The sequence below is a fragment of the Caballeronia pedi genome, assembly GCF_001544915.2.
Taxonomy (GTDB): Bacteria; Pseudomonadota; Gammaproteobacteria; order Burkholderiales; family Burkholderiaceae; genus Caballeronia; species Caballeronia pedi.
This window is the reverse complement of sequence record NZ_FCOE02000028.1, coordinates 27603-48326: the sequence shown is the minus strand read 5'-3', so window position 1 is coordinate 48326 and position 20724 is coordinate 27603. Positions and strand designations below refer to the sequence as shown.

General features: G+C 62.7%; 20 protein-coding genes. 10 read left to right on the top strand and 10 right to left on the bottom strand.

Features of this window, described 5'->3' with window-relative positions:
• Positions 1-10: 10 nt before the first annotated feature.
• The gene (locus AWB80_RS30270; protein WP_087131693.1) at positions 11-616 is read right to left on the bottom strand and encodes a TetR/AcrR family transcriptional regulator; all 606 of its coding nucleotides are present in this window, start codon (positions 614-616) and stop codon (positions 11-13) included.
• 270 nt (positions 617-886) lie between these two features.
• Between AWB80_RS30270 and AWB80_RS30265 the strand changes: the two genes are divergently transcribed.
• Both AWB80_RS30265 and AWB80_RS30260 read left to right on the top strand, forming a co-directional pair.
• Positions 887-2386 (top strand): aldehyde dehydrogenase family protein, encoded by a 1500-nt coding sequence (locus AWB80_RS30265; RefSeq protein WP_061178370.1) that lies wholly within the window; start codon positions 887-889, stop codon positions 2384-2386.
• A 54-nt stretch (positions 2387-2440) separates the two neighbouring features.
• The gene (locus tag AWB80_RS30260; protein ID WP_087131692.1) at positions 2441-4138 is read left to right on the top strand and encodes a GMC family oxidoreductase; all 1698 of its coding nucleotides are present in this window, start codon (positions 2441-2443) and stop codon (positions 4136-4138) included.
• Positions 4139-4175: 37 nt separating this feature from the next.
• Here the strand turns inward: AWB80_RS30260 and AWB80_RS30255 are convergent, their stop codons facing one another.
• From AWB80_RS30255 to AWB80_RS30240, 4 genes are all read right to left on the bottom strand, one after another.
• Positions 4176-5333 (bottom strand): NADH-dependent flavin oxidoreductase, encoded by a 1158-nt coding sequence (locus AWB80_RS30255; RefSeq protein WP_061178369.1) that lies wholly within the window; start codon positions 5331-5333, stop codon positions 4176-4178.
• A gap of 17 nt (positions 5334-5350) precedes the next feature.
• Positions 5351-6070 carry an SDR family oxidoreductase gene (locus AWB80_RS30250; RefSeq protein ID WP_244206803.1) on the bottom strand — a complete coding sequence of 240 codons (720 nt, stop codon included), beginning with the start codon at positions 6068-6070 and terminating at the stop codon, positions 5351-5353.
• A gap of 5 nt (positions 6071-6075) precedes the next feature.
• Entirely contained in the window at positions 6076-7011 is a 936-nt protein-coding gene (locus AWB80_RS30245) for an alpha/beta hydrolase (RefSeq protein WP_061178368.1), read from the bottom strand.
• 70 nt (positions 7012-7081) lie between these two features.
• Positions 7082-8107, bottom strand: a complete 1026-nt coding sequence (locus AWB80_RS30240) for an alpha/beta hydrolase (protein WP_244206801.1) — start codon at positions 8105-8107, stop codon at positions 7082-7084.
• A gap of 30 nt (positions 8108-8137) precedes the next feature.
• On the opposite strand from AWB80_RS30240, the gene AWB80_RS30235 reads away from it, so the two are divergent.
• Entirely contained in the window at positions 8138-9133 is a 996-nt protein-coding gene (locus AWB80_RS30235) for a LysR family transcriptional regulator (protein ID WP_087131690.1), read from the top strand.
• A 38-nt stretch (positions 9134-9171) separates the two neighbouring features.
• On the opposite strand, the gene AWB80_RS30230 is transcribed toward AWB80_RS30235, so the two are convergent.
• Positions 9172-9609, bottom strand: coding sequence for a YybH family protein (locus AWB80_RS30230; protein ID WP_244206817.1), 438 nt, complete (start codon positions 9607-9609; stop codon positions 9172-9174).
• A gap of 32 nt (positions 9610-9641) precedes the next feature.
• Here AWB80_RS30230 and AWB80_RS43550 point away from each other — a divergent pair, with 32 nt between their 5' ends.
• From AWB80_RS43550 to AWB80_RS30215, 3 genes are all read left to right on the top strand, one after another.
• Positions 9642-10157 (top strand): hypothetical protein, encoded by a 516-nt coding sequence (locus AWB80_RS43550; protein WP_143328160.1) that lies wholly within the window; start codon positions 9642-9644, stop codon positions 10155-10157.
• A gap of 172 nt (positions 10158-10329) precedes the next feature.
• The gene (locus AWB80_RS30220; RefSeq protein WP_061178365.1) at positions 10330-10905 is read left to right on the top strand and encodes a DUF2889 domain-containing protein; all 576 of its coding nucleotides are present in this window, start codon (positions 10330-10332) and stop codon (positions 10903-10905) included.
• Between the two features lie 76 nt (positions 10906-10981).
• Complete coding sequence (locus AWB80_RS30215; protein WP_061178364.1) at positions 10982-12274, top strand: acetyl-CoA hydrolase/transferase family protein; 1293 nt, start codon at positions 10982-10984, stop codon at positions 12272-12274.
• A 42-nt stretch (positions 12275-12316) separates the two neighbouring features.
• On the opposite strand, the gene AWB80_RS30210 is transcribed toward AWB80_RS30215, so the two are convergent.
• The 4 genes from AWB80_RS30210 to AWB80_RS30195 form a co-directional block, all read right to left on the bottom strand.
• Positions 12317-13105 (bottom strand): IclR family transcriptional regulator, encoded by a 789-nt coding sequence (locus AWB80_RS30210; RefSeq protein WP_061178363.1) that lies wholly within the window; start codon positions 13103-13105, stop codon positions 12317-12319.
• Positions 13106-13112: 7 nt separating this feature from the next.
• The gene (locus AWB80_RS30205; protein WP_061178412.1) at positions 13113-13982 is read right to left on the bottom strand and encodes an IclR family transcriptional regulator; all 870 of its coding nucleotides are present in this window, start codon (positions 13980-13982) and stop codon (positions 13113-13115) included.
• A gap of 184 nt (positions 13983-14166) precedes the next feature.
• Positions 14167-14370, bottom strand: a complete 204-nt coding sequence (locus AWB80_RS30200) for a hypothetical protein (RefSeq protein ID WP_061178362.1) — start codon at positions 14368-14370, stop codon at positions 14167-14169.
• A 19-nt stretch (positions 14371-14389) separates the two neighbouring features.
• The gene (locus AWB80_RS30195; RefSeq protein WP_061178361.1) at positions 14390-15541 is read right to left on the bottom strand and encodes an acyl-CoA dehydrogenase family protein; all 1152 of its coding nucleotides are present in this window, start codon (positions 15539-15541) and stop codon (positions 14390-14392) included.
• Positions 15542-15782: 241 nt separating this feature from the next.
• Here AWB80_RS30195 and AWB80_RS30190 point away from each other — a divergent pair, with 241 nt between their 5' ends.
• The 4 genes from AWB80_RS30190 (at position 15783) to AWB80_RS30175 (ending at position 20712) form a co-directional block, all read left to right on the top strand.
• Positions 15783-16658 (top strand): MaoC family dehydratase, encoded by an 876-nt coding sequence (locus tag AWB80_RS30190; RefSeq protein ID WP_061178360.1) that lies wholly within the window; start codon positions 15783-15785, stop codon positions 16656-16658.
• A 24-nt stretch (positions 16659-16682) separates the two neighbouring features.
• Complete coding sequence (locus AWB80_RS30185; protein ID WP_061178359.1) at positions 16683-17432, top strand: SDR family NAD(P)-dependent oxidoreductase; 750 nt, start codon at positions 16683-16685, stop codon at positions 17430-17432.
• Positions 17433-17525: 93 nt separating this feature from the next.
• On the top strand, positions 17526-18731 hold the full coding sequence (locus AWB80_RS30180) for an acetyl-CoA C-acetyltransferase (protein ID WP_061178358.1): 1206 nt from the start codon (positions 17526-17528) through the stop codon (positions 18729-18731).
• Positions 18732-18747: 16 nt separating this feature from the next.
• Positions 18748-20712: an AMP-binding protein gene (locus AWB80_RS30175; RefSeq protein WP_061178357.1), complete on the top strand. Its 1965-nt coding sequence runs from the start codon at positions 18748-18750 to the stop codon at positions 20710-20712.
• Positions 20713-20724 lie beyond the last annotated feature (12 nt).

The following is a 20724-nucleotide window of genomic DNA, read 5'->3' as shown; positions in this document are numbered from 1 at the left end:
CGACTGCCGGTCAGGACGCAGTGGCCAGTTCCTTCTTGCGACCGCGACGCCGCGGCTTGCCCGGTGGCTGTGCGCCTTCGAAGAACATCGAGATGAACTGATCTGCGATTTTTTCTAGCGACCCCTTCTTGGGATCGAACCACGTCTGAACGGAATTGATGAAGCCGAGCACATAGATACGGCTCAGCGCGATGTCGATATCGTCGCGCAGAAAACCTTCCTCACGCAGATCGTCGAACACGGTGGTCCACAGCCGCTGATGCCGCTCGCGACGCTTGATCTGCCGCTCACGCACCTGATCCGGCAATTGGCTCAGCAGGCGGCCATGTGCGAGCGCATAGTCGCCAAACTTGATCAGCGCACTCATCTGACCGACCACCGCCGCTCTGAAGCGGTCCTCGGCGTTCGCATTTTCGGGCAGCGCACCGAAATGCTCATTGATGTGCTGCACGATGCTATCCGCCCCATGCTCCATCACCACGTCGACGAGTTCTTCCTTCGACGAAAAGTGATAGTAGATGCTGGCTGCCTCGATGCCGGCCTGGTCCGCAATCGAGCGCATCGTGGTTGCCGTATAGCCCTGCGTCGCAAACGAGCGGGCCGCCAGCCGTAGCAAGATTTCCCGAGTATCCGCACTGGGTTTTACATTTCGCTTTCGCACGTCTCTTTCCTCGTTCCCAATGTCGCGGAAGCACTCACGACGATCTAATGTTCGTTTGAGAGATTACCGCATTTCTTTTTGACGGGCCAGCGCGTTCACTGTACGGAACGAACATCTTTGCATCCGGGCTATCCCCAATGCAAAGACACGCCCCCGCAACTTAGGCTATCTATCGTTTGTTAGATCAAACGCTTTTCTCGGTTCTCAAACTCGGCAGGACATTTCATGCCCCTTAGCCTCATCCGCATCCGTGACGATCTGAACGTCGTGCCCGGTAGATTGTTCATCGATGGAAACTGGCTCGATGGACACTACGATCGCTTCGAACAGATTCACCCGGCGACCAATGAAGTGATGACGACGTTCGTCGAAGCCGGCGCGCGTGGCGTCGATCAGGCGGTCGTTGCCGCGCGACGCGCCTTCGACGAAGGACCGTGGCCGCGTATGCGCGCGCAGGATCGCAAGCGGATGCTACAACCCATCGTCGAGAAAATCTACGCCGCCGAAAGAGAGATTGCGCAGTTGCAGACGCTCGATAACGGCATCCCGTTCACGTTCAGCCGCAACTCGCGCGTGTCGCCCAAGTCGGCGGCGGACATCTTCGATCACTTTCTCGGCTGGATCGACAAGATCAACGGCGAGACATACCCGCAGTTCTCCAGCGCCTCGGACATGCAGTACATGACGTTCCGCGAGCCGGTCGGTGTGGTGGCGGCGATCCTGCCGTACAACGGCCCCGTCATGACGTTCGCGATGAAGATCGCGCCCGCGCTTGTCTGTGGCTGCACGGTTGTCGTCAAGCCGTCCGAATACACCAATCTCGTCGTATTGAAGCTCGCCGAGATCGTGGCGGAGAGCGATCTGCCGCCAGGCGTGTTCAACGTCGTGACGGGCGGCGCTGAAACCGGCGCGGCGTTATCGGCGCATCCGCACGTGGACAAGGTCACGTTCACGGGCAGCCCGATCGCAGGCGAGAAAATCACGATAGCGGGCGCATCGACCATGAAGCGCCTGTCACTCGAACTCGGTGGCAAGAGCGCGGCGCTCGTTTTTCCCGATGCGGAGAGCGTCGCGGGCGCAGCCACCACGCTGATGGGCCTGTGCTCGACCTTCCTCTCCGGCCAGGTATGCACGACACCGTCGCGCGCGGTCGTGCATCGCTCGATCATGGACGAGTTCCTGCATCATGCGGCCGAGCAGGTGAAGACCGTGCGTTTCGGTGATCCGTTTGATCCGGCGACGACATCCGCACCGATCATCTCAAAGCGGCAGAAGGACAAGATTCTCGCCTATATCGACAGCGGCAGACGCGAAGGCGCGGAGCTGATGTTCGGCGGCGGTACGCCGGGAGGCGAACTCGCGAACGGAAACTGGATCGATCCGGCGCTTTTCGCGAAAGTAAGCAACAACATGACGATCGCGCGCGAGGAAATTTTCGGTCCGGTGCTTTCCGTGATTCCGTTCGACACGGAAGAGGAAGCAATCCGGATTGCCAACGACAGCGATTACGGCCTGGCAGGCTGCGTGTACACGTCGAACGTGAAGCGGGCGTTTCGCGTCGCCCGCGCCATGCGCAGCGGCTCGATCGGCGTGAATGGATACGCGAGTGTACCCAATGCGCCGATGGGCGGCATCAGGCGCTCCGGTGTCGGCCGTGAAGGCGGCTGGTCGACGATCGAAGCATTCACCGAACTCAAGACCATCAACTTCAACCTGGGCAGTTGACGGACGCGCGAGACTCCGTCGGCGCGCGTGCCCATCAACGCGGATGCCACAACCATGAGTGATACCTTCGACTACGTGATTGTCGGCGCGGGCAGTGCCGGCTGCGTGCTCGCCATGCGGCTGTCCGAGGCGGGCCATTCCGTTTGCGTGCTGGAAGCCGGGCCCAAGGACCGCAGCCCTTATATTCACGTTCCGGCCGGCTATATCAAGAACCTCTTCAATCCGAATCTCATCTGGGATTTCAAGAGCGAGCCCAGCGCCGCGACAGGCAACCGCGCGCTCAGCCTCACGCAGGGCCGCGTGCTCGGCGGCTCCGGTTCGATCAACGGGATGGTCTATAACCGCGGCCAGCGCGCCGATTTCGACGGCTGGGCCGGGCTCGGCAATCCGGGCTGGAGCTATAACGAAGTGCTCCCGTACTTCAAGAAGGCGGAAACGCGCATCGGTGACGGCGATGACCGCTATCGCGGCAGAAGCGGCCCGTTGACGGTCACCGATCCGGTGCGCTCCAGCCCGCTTTGCGACTTCTTCGTCGAAGCGGCGAAAAGCCTCGGCTATCCGTACGTGCAGGATCACAACGCCGAAGCTCAGGACGGCGTCGGTCCGTGGCAATTCACGATCGATTCGCGCGGCCACACGATGCGCCGCATGAGCGCCGCCCGCGCATATTTGCGCCCCGCGGTAAAGACCGGCCGCGTCGATGTGCGCACGGACAGTCCCGCTATACGCGTGCTGTTCGAGAACCGCCGGGCCGTCGGCGTCCGCTATCGCGCGGGCGCGAGCGGCACTCCGGAGCGCGAGGTGCGCGCACGGCGTGAAGTGATCGTCTCGTCCGGTGCGCTGAACACGCCGCGCCTGCTGCAGATTTCCGGCATCGGTTGCGCCGATCATCTGCGTTCGATAGGCGTGGACGTCGAACTGAATCTGCCGGGCGTCGGCGCGAACCTCTGCGATCACTACAACCTGCGGGTCGCCGCGCAGGTCAGGGACATCTCCACGGTCAACGAGCGCGGGCGCGGACTGCCGCTACTATGGGAAATCACGAAGTACTTCGCGGGCCGGCCCAGCATTCTCAGCATGGGGCCGGTGCCGATGCGCTTCTTCTTCCGCTCGGACCCGTCGATGCCGACGCCGGATCTCCAGGTATCGTTCACGCCCGGCAGCTATCGTGAAGGTCTGCCGGGCCTTCTGGATCACTATCCGGGCATGACGCTCGGCGGTCACAAGCAGCGTCCGGAAAGCCGCGGTTACGTGAAGGCGCGCTCGACCAGCATCGACATCGATCCCTTGATCCAGCCGAACTATCTGGCGACCGAGTCGGATCGGAAGGCGATGGTCGCGGTCGTCAAGATGGCGCGCGCGGTGTTGCAGGCGCGACCTTTCGCGCCCTATTACGTCAATGAGATCTTTCCTGGCAACGAGATCCGCACCGACCAGGAGATCCTCGACTTCGCGCGGCAACGCGGCGGCACCGTGTATCACCACAACGGCACCGCGCGGATGGGGCCGGACAGCGACCCCTATGCGGTCGTCGATGCACGGCTGCGCGTGCGTGGCGTCGAAGGCCTGCGCGTAGCCGATGCATCGGTCATGCCCGCGCCGATTTCCGGCCCGACCAACGCATCGGTGATCATGATCGGTGAGAAGGCGTCCGACCTGATCCTACAGGACGTCGCGCAACCGTTGCGTCGGGGTGTCGAACATCCTGCGAACCGGATTGGGACAACCCATGCGTGGGAGATGACGTCCTGACAGGCTGGATGCGAGCGACGAGGAATCCAAGAACTCGTCAGCTCGTCGCGAGCGAAGCGTCGCGCGAACGAAACCACCCTGTCGTGACCGAAATGATGTCCCAGAGCTTGTCGGGAATTTCGAGCTCGGCAGGATGCCGTGACAGATCCAGTGCGATATCGACTTCAGTGCCATGCTCTGACGCACTGCGCTCGACCCAATCGGGTCTTGCGACAAGACCTCGCCCCACGGCCACCAGCGGCAGCCCCAGAGTGCGCGCCTGCCGAGCTTGCGCAGCGGTGCTGATCGAGCCCGCCGCGATAAGCGGCACACGTTGCCCGACCCGCTCGATGATGTGCTCGATCGTGGTATTCGCGCCCGTATGATCCTGCGGCTTGTTGCGCAGCAGGTCATAGAGCGAGACATGCAGATAATTGATGCCGGCCTCGATGAGACGATCGATGAACACGAACGTATCGTCGATACGCAATGCGCCTTCGCCGGCCTCTTCCGGAGAAATACGGTAACCGACGAGAAACGGCCTCTCCGCATGAGCCTCAATCACGCATCTGACCTCCTGAACCACGGCAAGCGGGAAACGCATTCTGCTTTCGAGCGAGCCGCCCCAATCGTCGGTGCGCTGATTGAAGAAAGGCGAGGAAAAATTCTGAATCAGAAAACCATGCGCACCATGTAGTTCGATGCCATCGAATCCGGCTTCGATCGCCCGCCGCGTGGCCTGTCCGAACGCTTGGATCACGTCGAGAATCTCATCGTGAGTCAGGGCGCGGCTGCTCGTCACGCCGTCGTTGAAAGGACCCGGAGGTGCCTTTGTCGCGCTCGCGCTCACAAGTTCGCCATCCGGAATCAATCCCGGTACGGCCTTGTTGCCCGCGTGGAAGATTTGCAGCACCGCAGGCGCGCCGCCGCTTTTGGCGGCTTGAGCCAGCTTCCGCAATCCGGGGATGAATCGATCGTGATGCGCGGCGAACTCGTGCGTGAAGCCGACGCCGTTTTCCATCACGTGCGTGCACCCGGTCAAAACCATGCCGACACTCCCGGCTCGTGCACGATAATAGGTCAGTTCCTGATCAGAGACGGTGCCATCGGCGTTGGATGACCACGTCGTCATTGGAGCCATCACGACGCGGTTACGAAGGGTGATGCCGTTGGAGAAGGAGAATGCCTGGAAAATCGGGTCTGTTGTCGATGCCATTCGAAAGAATTTCCCACTTACATGAAATACGGCTTGTCGCCGTCGGTGTCGGGCTTGTTCACGCCGAGGTTTGCGCCGACATGGAGCGACGGCGAGGCCATGATCCTGACGACAAGGTCGGCCACGCTCTTGCGTGACACCACCGTGCCCTTGAAGGGTTCATGGCGCTCGGTCAACTCGTAGTCGACTTCGTCCTCGTCGGTCAGCCATGCCGGGCGCAGAAGGGTGTAGTCCAGCCCTGATGCCTCGATGGCATCGGCAGCCTGCCTGAAAGGCGCAAGCGCTTCGCCGATGGCCGCGTTGTTCCACTCGCCGAACTTGCCCGGCACTTCGTCGTAGATGCCCAATGAAAGGACAAATATCAGCCGCTTGACGCCGATCGCCCGCATCGTCGAGATGACGGCGCGCGCCTGCATGTCGAGATCTTCTCCTGTGAGGTTCGCATAGACGATCTCGTGGCCGGGCATGATCTGCTTCAGAAAGTCCTTGTCCAGCACGTCACCGATGGCAAGTTTCGCGTTCGCCGGCTCATTGCCGGAGATCTTTTTCGGATCGCGCAAAAGCAAGGTCAACTTCGTGTCGTTGCGCGCCGCGAGCGATTCGATTACCCACTTCGCGATTTGCCCGCTCGCGCCGAGAATCAATACGCTCGTCATGGTCATCCTGGAGCCGGTTATAGGAAATGCGGAAATGCGCGAGGGACCCGCCGATGCAGGCAACACATCAGCAGGCACCATAGCCCTTAGAGGCGTTCCTTGAAAAACGGTATGGCCTTGGCGAGCGCCAGTGCCACCGGTTCTGGGCGGTCGTAGAGATCGTAGTGCGACCAGCCTTCGGCCACCACGATTTGTTTGTCCTTCGACGCCGCGCGGCCGTAGATCTTCCAACCGTCACGATATGCGCCGAAACCACCGGGCTTGTCACCGATGACGACCATCAGTGGCTGGGTGAGAAGGACTTCGGCATGCAGGAACGCATCCCACCCCATCGCGGCGCTATTGAATGAAAACAGCCCGCTCGTAGCGCCGTGCGGTTGCTGGCCACGTGCGGTCTTGTAGTAGTCGGTGGCCTCCAGCACGTCGATATCCGTCACCCCGGCTTTCTTACCCTCTTCCACCGACGGGGGAAGGTAGTCGATCACATTGCGCTCTGCGCCACGCGCTTCCGCCGTGCGCTGTTTGCCCATGGCTTCCAGCGCCGCGACCGGATCGAAGTTGCTGAAGCCTTCGCGAATCAGTCTGCCGAAGTTGACCCCGGTAATCGATGTCACAACCTTGATCCGATGGTCGGTCATCGCCGCGTGTATCGTGTAGGCGCCGCCGCCGCACACGCCGATCGCACCGATCCGGTCTGCATCTACATAAGGCAGCGTGACCAGATAGTCGATCGCGAAGCGGATATCGGAGACCCGAATCGATGGATCTTCGATGAAGCGCGGCTCGCCGCCACTCGCGCCCTGAAAGCTCGCGTCGAAGGCGATGACGACGAAACCTTCCTTGGCGAGCGCCGCGCCGTACACATTGCCGGAGGTCTGCTCCTTGCAACTGCCGATAGGATGCGTGCTCACGATGGCGGGATACTTCTTCGTCTCGTCGAAGTTCGGCGGCAGGTGGATGTCCGCCGCAGAGTCCCATCCCAGATTGCGATAAGTGACGCTTCGGATCTTGTCTGAAGCCATGACATGAGTTCCTTGTCGAAGTGGTTCGAAGGTTTGGGCGAAGCGGACCTTCCCGAAATGGCCTCGCCGCTTACTTCAACGTACGCTGGAAGAATGGCGCGAGCACCTCAACGGCCTCGTCGACGAACTTTTCCCCGTCATACAGCGACATGTGATTGGCACCCTCGACCACGTGAAAATGCTTGTCCTTGCTGGCCGCCCGCGCAAACAGGTCGTCGCTCATCCATTTGCTCCCGGCCACGCTGCCCGCCACGATCTGCAGCGGCTGCGTGAGGAACGCCTCGGCCTTGTTGTAAGCGTCGTACGTGATGATCTGCGTGAGGCTGCGCGCCGTCATGAAGCCCGGCGCGTTCGGGTGTTCGCAACGCGGCGTGTGGTAGTACTCCCACGCCTCTTCAAGCTCCTTGTTCGGCGCGTCCTCCTTGCGCATCGGCGCGAGCGGGAGCGCGGCGTGTTCTGCCTTCCCGGCGTCGGCCGTGCGCGCATCGGCGCCAAGTTCGAGCATCGGGATAGCGTCGGCATCCTTGACGGTGTTTTCCCAGCCATTGCGGAACATCGAGCCGATATTCACCGCGCTCACCGTCCCTACTGCCTTGATGCGGCGATCGTTGATCGCGGCGTTGGCCGTATAGCCACCGCCAGCGCAAATGCCCATCGCACCGATCTTGTCCTTGGCGATATACGGCAGCGTGGTCATATAGTCGACGACGGCGCTGATATCCTCCGTTCGGACATAGGGATTCTCCAACTGTCGCGGCTCCCCAGTGCTTTCGCCTTGATAAGACGCATCGAAAGCGACCGTGACGAAGCCATGCTCCGCCAGCTTGCGCGCATAGAGCCCTGCGGTCTGCTCCTTCACGCCGCCGCCCGGATGAGCGACGACCACGACGGGATAGGTCCTGCCCTCATCGAATCCTTGTGGGAAATTAATCACCGCCGCAAGCGTGATGCCCTGACCGTTCCGATTCGTGATTCCGGTTTTCTGCATGGTTCTGAACTCCTTTGTTGAGCGAGCGCCCGCAAAAGTCATTGCGTTCTCGATGGGGAAAATGTTAGAACCTGCATTGCTGCACAACAAGATCAAATAACCAATCACAGTCGTAAGCCAGGCTTACCAATAGGACCGATGGACTTTTCGCGTCTCCCCTCGTTGGCCGCATTCGCCCACATCGCCCAACACGGCAGCTTCACCAAGGCCGCCGCCGAGATGGGTGTTTCGCGGGCGGCGTTGTCGCAAAGCCTGAAGGCGCTCGAAGAGCAACTGAACGTCAAGCTTATCTATCGCACGACGCGCGAGATGTCGCTCACGGAAGAGGGCCAGCGGCTTTTTGATCAACTGCGTCCAGCGCTTGGCGCGATCGAGCAGGCCGTGCGCGACGTCGGCGAAACGAACGCGGCGCCTTCTGGCCTTCTGCGCGTCAACACGTCGAGGATCGCCGCGCGGAATCTGCTGGAGCCGCATCTATCCGAGTTCTTCTCGCGATTTCCTCAGTTGAAACTGGAACTCGTGATGGACGACGGACTTTCGAACATCATTGCGGAGGGATGCGACGCGGGTATCCGCATGGGCGAGAGTCTCGCGGCGCACGTGGTTGCTATGCCGATCTCGCCCATGCTTGAAATGGCGGTGGTAGCCTCGCCCCAATATTTCGAACGCCACGGTGTTCCCGCAACACCGGCGGACCTCGCGACACATGATTGCGTGGCGTATCGGCATACGAGCAGCGGGGCCATTTTCCGATGGGAGTTCAGCTCGCCCGAAGCAAAGGGCCATAGCTTCGTCGTCGAACCTCAAGGCACACTGATCACGAACGACGACGACAGCATGATTCGCGCGGCCCTCCAGGGTGCCGGTCTCGTTCAGCACGTCGATATTGCGGTACGTCGCGAGCTGGCAGACGGCTTACTCATTCGCGTACTGCGCGAATGGTGCAAGCCGTTCGCAGGCTTCTATCTCTATGTCCCGACGCGTGAGCGCATGCCTCCAAAGGTGCGCGTCCTCATGGATTTTCTCGTTGAAAAGCGCGAACTCCTGCCTGCACCAGGACAAGAGCCTTCAAATCACCCGATGCGTAAGTCTAGGCAACGCTCGCTCGCCTCCTCGCGCTCGAATCGCATCTGAAATCTCGCTATCGTCAGGCCATCGCGCGTTCAGCGTGCCTAAATAGGCGGCGATAACGGCTCGCTGGAAAAATGATGTTGGCGGATGCGCCACGTGTCTCCGCGTCGCGTGATGACGAGCGTGGTACGCAATCGCGACCGAGTCGCCTTGTTGCCGCACAAGACGAAATCGAACTCGCCGAACCCCTGCGCCAGAAAACAGTCACCCGTCAGACGAATGAACCTTTGTTCCGCAAACGTGAGACACGCCGATTCGATCACGCCTCGATACGACTCGAAGTAGGCGAGGATCTCGTCCGCGCCGACCGACTGTCCTTGCCTGCCACCGAAAAACAACGCATCTTGCTCGTAGATCGAGGTCAACGCGTGTGCATCCCATCGTCGCGCAGCCACGTTCCATCGAGTCTGAACATCACTCAAGATATCTTGTTCGAGCCAATCTTTCATCGCCTGAAACCTATCGTAGTCAGCAAGCATCGGATTCAACTGTAATTCAATATGCGCTGCAAATGAGAGCCGTACCCGGCTCGAACGTCTCCAACCCGGAATCTGTTATTTCCTCGCCTCCCGAAAAGGGCTGCTTTTCTAACCTTCTATTTGATGAGCGAAGGCGGCATCGGGGCAATCGCGGCGGCAGCGGTGTGCCGTACTTTGGAATCCGCACGTCGCCGGGGGAATTGCGAGCAGGACTGGTCACGGAATGGCCGCCTCGCGAAGCAGCCTTCGATGTGGTCACGGTCACATGTCGAACAACTGCTGGCGGCGGCCGGTCCGAAGGCTGGCGAATTCCGCAAGTCGATCGAACGTCTTTCCGTGATCTGGATGCGGACGGCCTATGCATGGCGTTCGGGGAATATCAACGCCATGCACACGGCATCGCGTTGCCGGTCGCGCCCGGTCGTCCGCAGAACGGCATGGCACTGAGTTGCGGCGGGGTCGATGTCACCCGCGACACCGCGTCGATCAGAGCGCGCGTCGTGCCAGCGCTCAAGGAGACCGCGCAAGGACTGGCGTCGCGGCTATAACATCTCGTTGTTTCCAAAGTACGGAAGAACCGCGCCGGTGTGATTGCCTGCTCGCGAATTCGAGAGTCAAACTGGCAACGGCCAGCCGAGGCCGCGACCGTGTGCTTCTGGCGACGGTCGATTTTCAGCTTGCGCCACAGATAAAAAGCGTTCTCACGACTGGAGTAGAAGCATGGCCTGCAACGATGATTCCGCTGCCGAACCAGTCGTCACGCGCGAAGAACTGCATCTACGACAGATCGAGATGCGCGGCTATCGACGCAACGATGGCCTGTTCGAGGTAAGCGCGCGTCTCGTGGATCGCAAGACGCACGACTTCACGCCGCCCGGCGGGGCGCGTCTGGTAGCCGCTCAAACGCCCATTCACGATCTCGGCGTTACGCTGATGTTCGACAAGGACATGATCGTTCGCGAGGTCCATACGTTCATCCAGTCTCATCCGTATGCGCCGTGCCAGGGCGGCGGCGACACGCTGCAGACTTTGGTCGGCTTGCGCATCGGACCAGGCTGGAACGCCGAGGTGCGCAAGCGTCTGCCATCCGGCGATACGTGCACGCACCTGAAGGAACTGCTCGGGCCACTTGCGAGCGCCGCCTATCAGACCATGGTTACCGAACGGCCATCCAGGTTCAGTGAGCGTGACGAACAGGGCAAGCCGCGCAAGATCGATAGCTGTCATGCGTACGGCGCGTCGCGCGAACTCGTCAAGGCACTATGGCCCGAGTATCACACGCTGAAGAAGATGTAGCGGGATCGCAATGCGGGCCGGTACGCAGCCCTTCGTGCTCCGGATCACCCAACATCGAAACTCACTTCCTCCACGCATGAACCACACCAACACCGTGATCGCGCGTTCTGCGAACCCTGACCGCCGACCGGGCGACTGCCGCGAACTCAGCGCGCTCGTTCGGCCAGGCGACACCGTGATGTGGGGTCAGTCGCATGCGGAGCCTGTGACGCTCATGCGCGCGCTGGTTGCCCAGCGCGAACAGATAAAGCGAATCCGCATCTTCCTCGGCATCGGCCTGACGGAGATACTCGGCCCCGAACATGCCGACGCCTTCGACTTCCTCGCATACTGCGGCAGCGGAACCAATCGCAGCCTTGCGCGCGCGGGCGTGCTCGACATTCTTCCGGTGCATTACTCCCGGCTTCCGGAGCTGATTCGCAGCGGTCGACTGCGGATTGATGTCGTGCTGCTACAGGTATCACCTCCGGACGAACACGGCCGATACAGCCTCGGGCTCGCGCGCGAGTATCTGGTCGAAGCAGTCAGGCACGCGCGCGCGATCGTCGCGGAAGTGCACCCCGACGTGCCGTGGACCTACGGCGGCCCTTATCTCCAAGACGGTGACATCGACCTGCTGGTGGCGTCGGACGCCTCGTTCCCGGAGACACGTGCGGCAGAGGCCGGACCTGTGGAGCAGATGATCGGACGGAACGTCGCTTCGCTGGTAGAAGACGGAGCGACGCTGCAGACGGGAATCGGCTCGATCCCGGACGCGGTGATGGCGCAACTCCACGACAGGCGGGATCTCGGCGTGCACACCGGCAGCATCGGAGACGGCGTCGCGGCGTTGTGCGAGGCGGGTGTCGTGACGAATGCGAGGAAGACGATCGATACTGGGATCACCATCGGAGGCGTCATCATGGGCTCGGAGCGCACGCGCCGTTTCGCGCACCGCAATCCTGCGCTCCAGCTGCGCGGCACGGAATACACGCATGATCCGTACGTGCTGCGCCGGATCGATCGCTTCGTCGCGATCAATTCGGCGGTGGAGGTCGATCTCACAGGCCAGGTCAACGCCGAGGCCATCGGTGGCACCTATGTCGGTGCGGTGGGTGGGGTCGGCGATTTTCTGCGCGCGGCGCAGATCAGCCGTGGAGGCGTGCCCGTGGTCGCGCTGCCGTCGACCGCCGGGCGGCACAGCCGCATCGTGACGCGCGTAACAGGGCCCGTGACGGTGCCGCGCAGCGACGCGTGCGTGATCGTCACAGAATATGGGATTGCCGATCTGCGCGGCCTCTCGATCGCCGAGCGCATTCCGAAGCTCATCGCGCTCGCGCATCCGGATCATCGCGAACGGCTGGCCCGCGAATCTCATGCACGCAGTTGAGCGGTCGCAAGGCTAGCGCGATGCGATGCGACGCGCGGCCCGTCAAGGCTCGCAGTCGACGTCGCTCAGGATACCGGACACCGTCAACGCCGCGGCCTTCAATGCAGGCGCCACACGCCGACGGATCGCCGTCATGTCCGGCTCCAGTTCCACCGCTCCACAGTTAAGCGCCATCAACGTGCAGGTTCGGCCAACCACGATTGGCAAGGCAATGCCAAACGCGTTGCGCTGATACTCGCCTACCGACATGCATACACCCGTTTCCTTCAGATCGCTGAATGCGGCATCGAGGTTCGCGCGCACCGTTTCCGCATCGTCTCCGGCCGCATCGAGCAACTCCGAAATCAAAGGTTCGCGCACCGCGTCGGGCAGTGCATACAGATAGGCGCGCCCCACGGCAGTCGATGCCATCGGCAGGAGCGAACCGACGCCGAGCCTCAGCGTGGCGATGTTGGCACTTGCTCGCCACGCGATATACACCATGTCGAGTCGATGCGGCACCGCCAGCGCGACCGACAGATTCAGCTTGTCGGCAAGCTGCTGCATGACGGGCGCGACCAGCCGCGGTACGACATTCGCTTCCAGATAGGCGTGACCAATGCTCAGTGGGCCGGCACTCAGTTCGAACTGGCGCCCGCCGCCCACGCGGCGCAGATAACCGATCGAGATCAGTGTCGTCGTCAACCGGGATACGGTAGCTTTCGGCAGACCCGTGCGACGCACGAGTTCCGCGTTCGACAACGGAGCGCGGTTCGCGCGAAACGCGTGGAGCACCTCGAGTCCGCGTTCGACGGTCAGCGTCACGCCTTTGTGCATGTCGGTCTTGTCCATGTTCGCTTCAGTCGATGACGCCTGCCTGCTCCTGCAAGCGCTGCGCGGCCGCAACCAGCCGTGGCCCGAGTTCCCGTTCGACCCGCGCACGCCCCAGCCGGGCGCTGTGCCCGATGCAGGCAAGTACGAGCGGCGTCTGGTCCTGAACCACCAGTGGCACGGCGAGAATCGTGAGGTCCGGCTCCCATTCGCCGATCGACATGCAATAGCCGACGTTATGCACCTGCGAGATGCCCTGGCTGATACGGCGACGCAGGCCGGCCCAGTCGCGTCCCGCCTTGCGTTCGATGTTCCCGAGCAGATAGAAGCGTTCTAGTTCCGGCACTGCTGCAAGCAAGGCCCAGCCCATCGGCGACGATGCGATGCGCAGGCGCGTACCAGCATACAGCTTGAGATCGACCGATGCCGGTTTGTTCACACACGTTGCCAGCACGATCACGTCGAGACGGTCCCGCGAGCCGAGCATCACGTAAGTTTCGCTTTGCGTCGCGAATGCCTGCATTTCGAGTCGTGCAAGCAGTTGCACGTTGGAATGGGCCGTCGCCGCATAACCCAGCGACAGCACGGGCGCGGCGAGTCGATACTTGCGGCGCTCCGGCGAATAATGCAGGTATCCGAGTGTCACGAGCGAGCGAGCGATCCGCGAAATCGTAGGTGCCGGAATGCCCGTTTCGATCACGAGCTCGTGGTTGCCGAGCCAGGCTTCGTGCGGTGGAAACGCCGCCAGTATCGCGAGACTTCGAGCCAGCGGCACGACCATGCCCGACGACGCGCGCGCGCCGTCCGCACTCTCGCGGCCTCCGATTGGCGCATCGTACCGATTCGCATCTTCATGCACTGACGAACGCAGCGCTGTCCGATTTGCCTGCAACGACATCGATAGCTCCATTGTTTCGATCTGGCTTCTGAGCGGCCATGAAAATGCGCGGACGCATGGGTCGCGGCGGAACGCCACGCATCGACGGGAACGGCGCAACGTGCGTCCATCCGATGCCTTGCATTACACGGGCGAGGCGCAAACGAGTCAAAACAAAGCGTCGTCGCGTTCCGTACTCTGGAACTCAGTCGCGGTGATGAAAGAGCGGCGCGTGATCCATCCAGTCGTAATGGCCAGTGGTTCCCGTCCATGCCCAGTTCACGTTATCGCTCCGTACAACGCTGGAATGCACGCCGACCGATGACTCTCCGGCGTCGATCGCCTGTTCATCCACGGCACGCTGCTCGCCGCTGCGCGATGTGTCACAACGCTTGCTGAAATTCGTCATTGCGTCTTCTGCCTCATCCTTAATTAGCGTCACGAATCATGGCCCGTGCGATGACCAGTTGCTGAATCTGGGTCGTGCCTTCATAGATGCGGAACAGGCGCACATCGCGGTAGAAGCGCTCGATGCCATACTCGGCCATATAGCCTGCGCCGCCGAAAATCTGCACGGCGCGGTCAGCCACGCGGCCGCACATCTCGGACGCGAACAGCTTGGCGCAGGACGCCTCGGTGCTCACCGGCAGTTTGTCGTCGCGGCGGCGCGCGGCGTCGACCACCATGCAGCGGGCCGCATAGATTTCGGCCTTGCTGTCGGCCAGCATGGCCTGCACGAGCTGGAAATCGGCGATAGGCTTGCCGAACTGCGTGCGCTCCACCGCGTACGACAACGCCATCGACAACATGCGTTCGGCCACGGCCACACACACGGCGGCGATGTGAATGCGGCCCTTGTCCAGAACCTTCATCGCCGTCTTGAAGCCTTGCCCTTCCTTCCCGCCGATCAGGTTGGCGGCCGGCACGCGCACGTCTTCGAAGATCACGTCGCAGGTATGCGCGCCCTTCTGTCCCATCTTCTTGTCGCGTTTGCCGAAGCTGATGCCGGGCGTCTTTGCATCGACGATGAAAGCCGAAATGCCGCCCGAGCCTTTGTCCTCCGAATTGGTTCGCGCCATGAGCGTGAAGATGCCCGCATGGGGCGCGTTCGTGATGAAGCGCTTGGTGCCGTTGACCACGTAGTCGTCGCCGTCCCTGACGGCGGTCGTGCGAAGCGAGGCCGCGTCGGAGCCGGCTTCCGGCTCGGTCAGCGCAAACGAGGCGATCAGCTCGCCGGTTGCGAGGCGCGGCAGATATTTCTCCTGTTGCTCGGGCGTACCATCGAACAGGATGCCCTGCGAACCGATGCCCACGGTGGTCCCCAGCAGCGAGCGGAATACGGGTGAAGCGCGGCACAGTTCGAACACCGCGAGCACTTCCTCTTCCATCGTCAGTTCCAGGCCGCCGAAGCGCTCAGGAATGGTGAGACCGAACAGGCCCATCGCCTTCATGTCGGCGACGATATCCTCGGGAATCTCGTCGGTGTCGGCCACCAGTTCCTCGTTGGGCACGAGGCGCTCGCGCACGAATCGGGCGATAGAGTCGAGCAGGCCGTTGAGCGTTTCTTGATCGCGAATCATGTCGGTACGCTTAAAAAATAGAGGAGGACAACAGGATGCTGCGCCGGGCGGTCCACCCGGAACAACCTTATTGACGAATATGTTCCGGAAAATGAAATCGCGTCCATAAGACCGGCACTGGCGTCGACTTCGATGCTGGCAGGACGTCTGCCAAGGTACGGAACAATGGTCGCGGTTACGTTGACCGGCGAGCGGAGCGGACTCATCGTACGAACTCGAATCAAACGACATCACGTTCGCCATGCCGCTTCGAGCCGATCACTTGTTGGACCGTCACTTTCCCCCCATCGAGCACGCTTACTCGCTGCGCGATAGCCAGATCTATGCCCTCGGTCTGGGCATCGGGGCCGATCCGCTCGACGCAAGGCAATTGCGTTATGTCTACGAGGGCAGCGACCGTCAGTCGCTGCGTGCGTTTCCGACGATGGCGAACGTGCTCGCATACCCGGGTTTCTGGGCACGTGAAGCGGACACGGGTATTACTTGGCAAAAGATCCTGCATGCCGAGCAGGAGATCAGGATCCACGCACCTTTGCCGGCCATGGGGCGCATTAACGGCACGACGCGCATTACCGGGCTGTGGGACAAAGGTCCCGACAAGGGTGCGTTTTTGCAGCAGACGCGCGAGATCACCGAAGCGCAAACGGGCCGCCCGCTGGCGACCGTCGTGCAACTGAGCCTCTTGCGCGCAGACGGTGGCTTCGGCGCAGGCGGCAGCGCCGATGCGCCGCCCGCGCCCCATGCGATGCCCGACGGCGCGCCCGATCATGTATGCGATCTCGCGACACCCGAGCAGCTTGCGTTGATCTACCGCCTGAGCGGCGACCTGAATCCGCTGCATGCCGATCCCACCATCGCCGCCGCGGCCGGCTTTCCCCGTCCCATTCTGCACGGCATGGCCCTGATGGGCGTAGCGGCGCACGCGGTGCTGCGCACCGTGCTCGATTACGACGACGTGCGCTTCGCGGGCATGCGCGTGCGCTTCACGGCGCCGGCGTGGCCGGGTGACACGCTGCGTACCGAGATGTGGGTGCGGGGCAACACGGTGTCGCTGCGCGTAATCGCCGTCGAGCGCGACGTAGTGGTTTTGAACCATGCGCGGGTCGACCTGCGCTGACCAATTTGTTCTTAGGAGAAGCACATGGATCTCGGTTTAACCGGCAAGGTCGCCATCGTCACCGGCTCGGCGCGCGGGCTCGGCGCCGCCACGGCGCGGCGTCTCGCACAAGAGGGCGCGAAGGTCGTCATCACCGACATCAACGCGGAACTGGCGCAAGCCACCGCGAAAGCGCTGGAGAATGAAGGACTGGCCGCGCACTGCATCGTGGGTGACATCACGCGCGAAGCCGATGTCCAGCGTCTTGTCGATGAAACCGTCGCCCATTTCGGCCGCGTGCACATTCTCGTGAACAACGCCGGCGCGCCGCGCGACAAGTACCTCGTGAAGATGAGCGCGGACGACTGGGATTTCGTCATGAACGTGATGCTCAAGGGCGCCTTTCTGGCCGCCCGGGCCGTCATGCCGCATTTCATCGATCAGGGCTGGGGCCGGCTGATCAACATCAGCTCGCGCGCGCATCTGGGCAACCCCACGCAAGCGAACTATTCCGCTGCCAAGGCAGGCCTGATCGGCATGGCCAAAGCGCTGTCGATGGAGGAAGGCCGCTACGGCATCACTTCGAACTGCGTCGCGCCAGGCTTCATGGATACGGAAATGGTGCAGGCGCTGCCGACCTACGAAACGATCAAGGAGCGCGCCGTGTCCGCCCAGCCGATCAAGCGCGCCGGACGCCCGGACGACATCGCGGACGCGGTGGCCTTCCTCGCCAGCGAGCGCGCGGGCTTCATCAGCGGTGAAGTGCTGCATGTGACGGGCGGACGCTACGGCTGATCGCGCGTCGCAAGATCAAGAAACGATAGCTGCCAGCGCATGACAGGCGAGCGATGGCGGCGGAACATTGATGACATTGAAGAGGCATTCGAAATGAAACGAGCAGCCATCGTCTCCCCGCTGCGCTCCCCCGTGGGCGCGTTCGGCGGTGCGTTGAAGGGCGTTCCTGTCGAGGAACTCGGCGCCAGCGTCGCGCGCGCCATCGTGGACCGTACCGGACTCGATCCCGCCCGCATCGACGACGTCGTGTTCGCGCAAAGCTATGCCAGCGGCGAGACGCCGTGCACCGGACGCTGGGTGGCGCTGCAGGCGGGTTTTCCCATCGAGGTGGCCGGCATGCAGCTGGACCGGCGCTGCGGCGGCGGCGTGCAGGCGCTCGCCACGGCGGCGATGATGGTGCAGACCGGCGCGGCCGACGTGGTGATGGCGGGCGGCGTGGAAAGCATGAGCCAAGTCGAGTACTACACGACCGACATGCGCTGGGGCAAGCGCGCCGGCACGGTGAAGATGCACGACCGTCTGGACCGCGGCCGCGAACGTTCGCAACCGGAGAGCCGTTTCGGCCGCATCAGCGGCATGATCGAGACCGCCGAAACGCTGGCGCGCGAGTACGACATCACGCGCGAGGCATCCGACCGCTTCGCCGCGCGCAGCCATCGGCGTGCGGCCGCCGCGCAGCAAGCCGGGCATTTCGATGCGGAGATCGTTCCCGTCGCGGTGCCGCAGCGCAAGGGCGATGCGCTGATCGTGAAGCAGGACGAAGGCGTGCGTGGCGAGACGACGCCGGAGAGCCTCGCCAAGCTGCGTAGCATCATGAAGGAAGGCGTCGTCACCGCGGGCAACGCCTGCCAGCAGAACGACGCCGCCGCTGCCTGCCTGATCGTGGCCGAAGATAAGCTCGACGAACTGGGCCTCACACCGATGGGCTGGCTGGTCGGCTGGGCCGCCGCGGGCTGCGATCCGGCGCGCATGGGTATCGGTCCCGTGCCCGCCGTACAGAAAGTACTTGCGCGCACGGGTCTGACGTTCGACCAGATGGACCTGATCGAGCTCAACGAGGCCTTCGCGTGTCAGGCGCTCGCCTGCGTCAAGGGATGGGGCAGCTCCATGGAAGCGCTGGAAGAAAAGCTCAACGTGAACGGCTCGGGCATCTCGCTGGGCCATCCGGTGGGCGCCACGGGCGTACGCATCATGAGCACGCTACTGCACGAGATGCAGCGCCGCCAGGCCCGTTATGGGCTGGAGACGATGTGCATCGGCGGCGGCCAGGGCATCGCGATGATTTTTGAACGCGCTTGAACGCAGGAGACCGATCATGAACAACCTCGAAGCCGGCCACTCATCCAGCCACATCTGGCAGCCGGGCGAGCGCGAACTGCAGAACGCCGGCATCGTCAAGCTGATGCGCGCGCTGGACGTGCCTTCGTATGACGAACTGATGCGCGTGTCTATTTCGGAGCCCGAGCGCTATTGGCAAACCGTGATGCGCGAATGCGCGATCGCGTGGGATGTGCCGCCGAGCGGCTATGCGGACCTCTCGCGCGGCCCGCAGTTTCCGAGCTGGTTCCCGGGCGGCAGGCTAAACTGGGTCAACACGATCCATGCGTGGGCCCGCCATCCTGCGACGTCTGGGCAAAACGCCGTGGTGGCCGAACGCGAAGACGGCAGCGTGAGCACACTGACCTACGCAGAACTGGAGCAGCGCGTGCGCGATTTCGCGGCGGGCCTCGCGCGGCACGGCGTCAGAGAGGGCGACCGCGTCGGCCTGCTGATGGAAAACGGCATCGAAGCGACCGTCTCGCTGCTGGCCATCGTGCATCTCGGCGCGCTGGTCGTGCCGCTGTTCAGCGGCTTCGGCGTCGACGCGATCGTCGCGCGCCTGTCGGCGGCCGAAGCGCGCATCGTGATCGCGTCCACGGGCTTTGCACGCCGCACCAAGCGCGTGAACGTGGAAGGTGCGCTGCGCGACGCATGGCGCCAGTTGCCGCTGCTCCAACACGTGATCTGGAAACGCGCCGAGGGCGAAACCGCGCAGGATGCGCGTGACCTCGACTGGCAGGGAACCGCGACCGCGGCACAGGGGCAAGGCACGGATCCGGTTACCGTTACTCCCGACACGCCGTTCATGGTGATCTACACATCCGGCACCACCGGCAAGCCGAAGGGCGTGGTGCACACGCACGGCAGCTTCCCCATCAAGATCGCGCACGATTCGCTGATTCACTTCGACGTGCATCCCGGCGATGTCTACTGCTGGCCTGCCGACATGGGCTGGATCGCGGGCACGCTGGTGCTCGGCTGCGCGCTGCTGCGCGGTGCGACGCTGGTGTGCTATGACGGCGCGCCCGATTATCCCGACTGGTCGCGCATGTCGCGCGTGGTCGAACGCCACCGGGTCACGCACTTCGGTTCGGCCCCCACGCTGATTCGCGGGATGGCCGGCCACGAAGACCTGGCGCTCAAGGGCGACCGCTCGACCGTCCGCCTGCTGATCACGGCAGGCGAAGGCATCGCGCCCGAGCACTTCAACTGGTTCCTGCAGCGCTTCGGCGACGGCACGGCGCCCGTCATCAACTACACGGGCGGCACTGAGGCTTCCGGCGCCTTGCTCGCGAGCGTGCCGATCCGTCCGATTCCGCCGAGCGGCTTCAACACAGTGTCGCCCGGCGTCGCTGCGGACGTAGTCGATGCCGATGGCCAGAGCGTGACGGGCGTGGTCGGCGAACTGGCGATCCGGGCACCCTTCGTCGGCATGACGCAATCGTTCTGGCGCGACGACGAGCGCTATCTGGAAACGTACTGGCAGACCATTCCCGGCATCTGGGTGCATGGCGATCTGGCGCTGCGCACGCCCGAGGGCAACTACTTCATGATGGGCCGCTCCGACGACACGCTCAAGGTCGCCGGCAAGCGCCTGGGGCCGGCGGAGGTGGAAGAAGTCGTGCTGGAACTGTCCGACGTATCCGAAGCCGCCGCAATCGGCGTGGCCGATGCCGACAAGGGTCAGAAGCTCGTCGTCTTCGTCGTGCCGAAGCCCGACTCAAGTATCGCCGAGGCCGATCTGGAGAACATTGTTTCGAGTCATGTCGACAAGCGCCTGGGCCGGCCGTTCCGCCCCGGCCACGTGCATGTCGTCGCTCAACTGCCGAAGACACGCAGCTCCAAGATCATGCGGCGTGTGATTCGCAGCGTGTATTGCGGGCTGCCGCCGGGCGATCTGTCGTCGCTGGACAATCCGGCCGCGCTCGAAGAAGTTCGCACGGCGGCGAACGCAGGCTGATTCGTGCAGTGT

Coding starts and splice junctions, on each gene's coding strand:
- AWB80_RS30265 (WP_061178370.1), top strand. CDS start 887: ATGCCCCTTAGCCTCATCCGCATCCGTGACGATCTGAACGTCGTGCCC.
- AWB80_RS30260 (WP_087131692.1), top strand. CDS start 2,441: ATGAGTGATACCTTCGACTACGTGATTGTCGGCGCGGGCAGTGCCGGC.
- AWB80_RS30255 (WP_061178369.1), bottom strand. CDS start 5,333: ATGGCATCGACAACAGACCCGATTTTCCAGGCATTCTCCTTCTCCAAC.
- AWB80_RS30250 (WP_244206803.1), bottom strand. CDS start 6,070: ATGGTGCCTGCTGATGTGTTGCCTGCATCGGCGGGTCCCTCGCGCATT.
- AWB80_RS30245 (WP_061178368.1), bottom strand. CDS start 7,011: ATGGCTTCAGACAAGATCCGAAGCGTCACTTATCGCAATCTGGGATGG.
- AWB80_RS30235 (WP_087131690.1), top strand. CDS start 8,138: ATGGACTTTTCGCGTCTCCCCTCGTTGGCCGCATTCGCCCACATCGCC.
- AWB80_RS30230 (WP_244206817.1), bottom strand. CDS start 9,609: ATGCTTGCTGACTACGATAGGTTTCAGGCGATGAAAGATTGGCTCGAA.
- AWB80_RS43550 (WP_143328160.1), top strand. CDS start 9,642: ATGAGAGCCGTACCCGGCTCGAACGTCTCCAACCCGGAATCTGTTATT.
- AWB80_RS30220 (WP_061178365.1), top strand. CDS start 10,330: ATGGCCTGCAACGATGATTCCGCTGCCGAACCAGTCGTCACGCGCGAA.
- AWB80_RS30215 (WP_061178364.1), top strand. CDS start 10,982: ATGAACCACACCAACACCGTGATCGCGCGTTCTGCGAACCCTGACCGC.
- AWB80_RS30210 (WP_061178363.1), bottom strand. CDS start 13,105: ATGGACAAGACCGACATGCACAAAGGCGTGACGCTGACCGTCGAACGC.
- AWB80_RS30205 (WP_061178412.1), bottom strand. CDS start 13,982: ATGTCGTTGCAGGCAAATCGGACAGCGCTGCGTTCGTCAGTGCATGAA.
- AWB80_RS30200 (WP_061178362.1), bottom strand. CDS start 14,370: ATGACGAATTTCAGCAAGCGTTGTGACACATCGCGCAGCGGCGAGCAG.
- AWB80_RS30195 (WP_061178361.1), bottom strand. CDS start 15,541: ATGATTCGCGATCAAGAAACGCTCAACGGCCTGCTCGACTCTATCGCC.
- AWB80_RS30190 (WP_061178360.1), top strand. CDS start 15,783: ATGCCGCTTCGAGCCGATCACTTGTTGGACCGTCACTTTCCCCCCATC.
- AWB80_RS30185 (WP_061178359.1), top strand. CDS start 16,683: ATGGATCTCGGTTTAACCGGCAAGGTCGCCATCGTCACCGGCTCGGCG.
- AWB80_RS30180 (WP_061178358.1), top strand. CDS start 17,526: ATGAAACGAGCAGCCATCGTCTCCCCGCTGCGCTCCCCCGTGGGCGCG.
- AWB80_RS30175 (WP_061178357.1), top strand. CDS start 18,748: ATGAACAACCTCGAAGCCGGCCACTCATCCAGCCACATCTGGCAGCCG.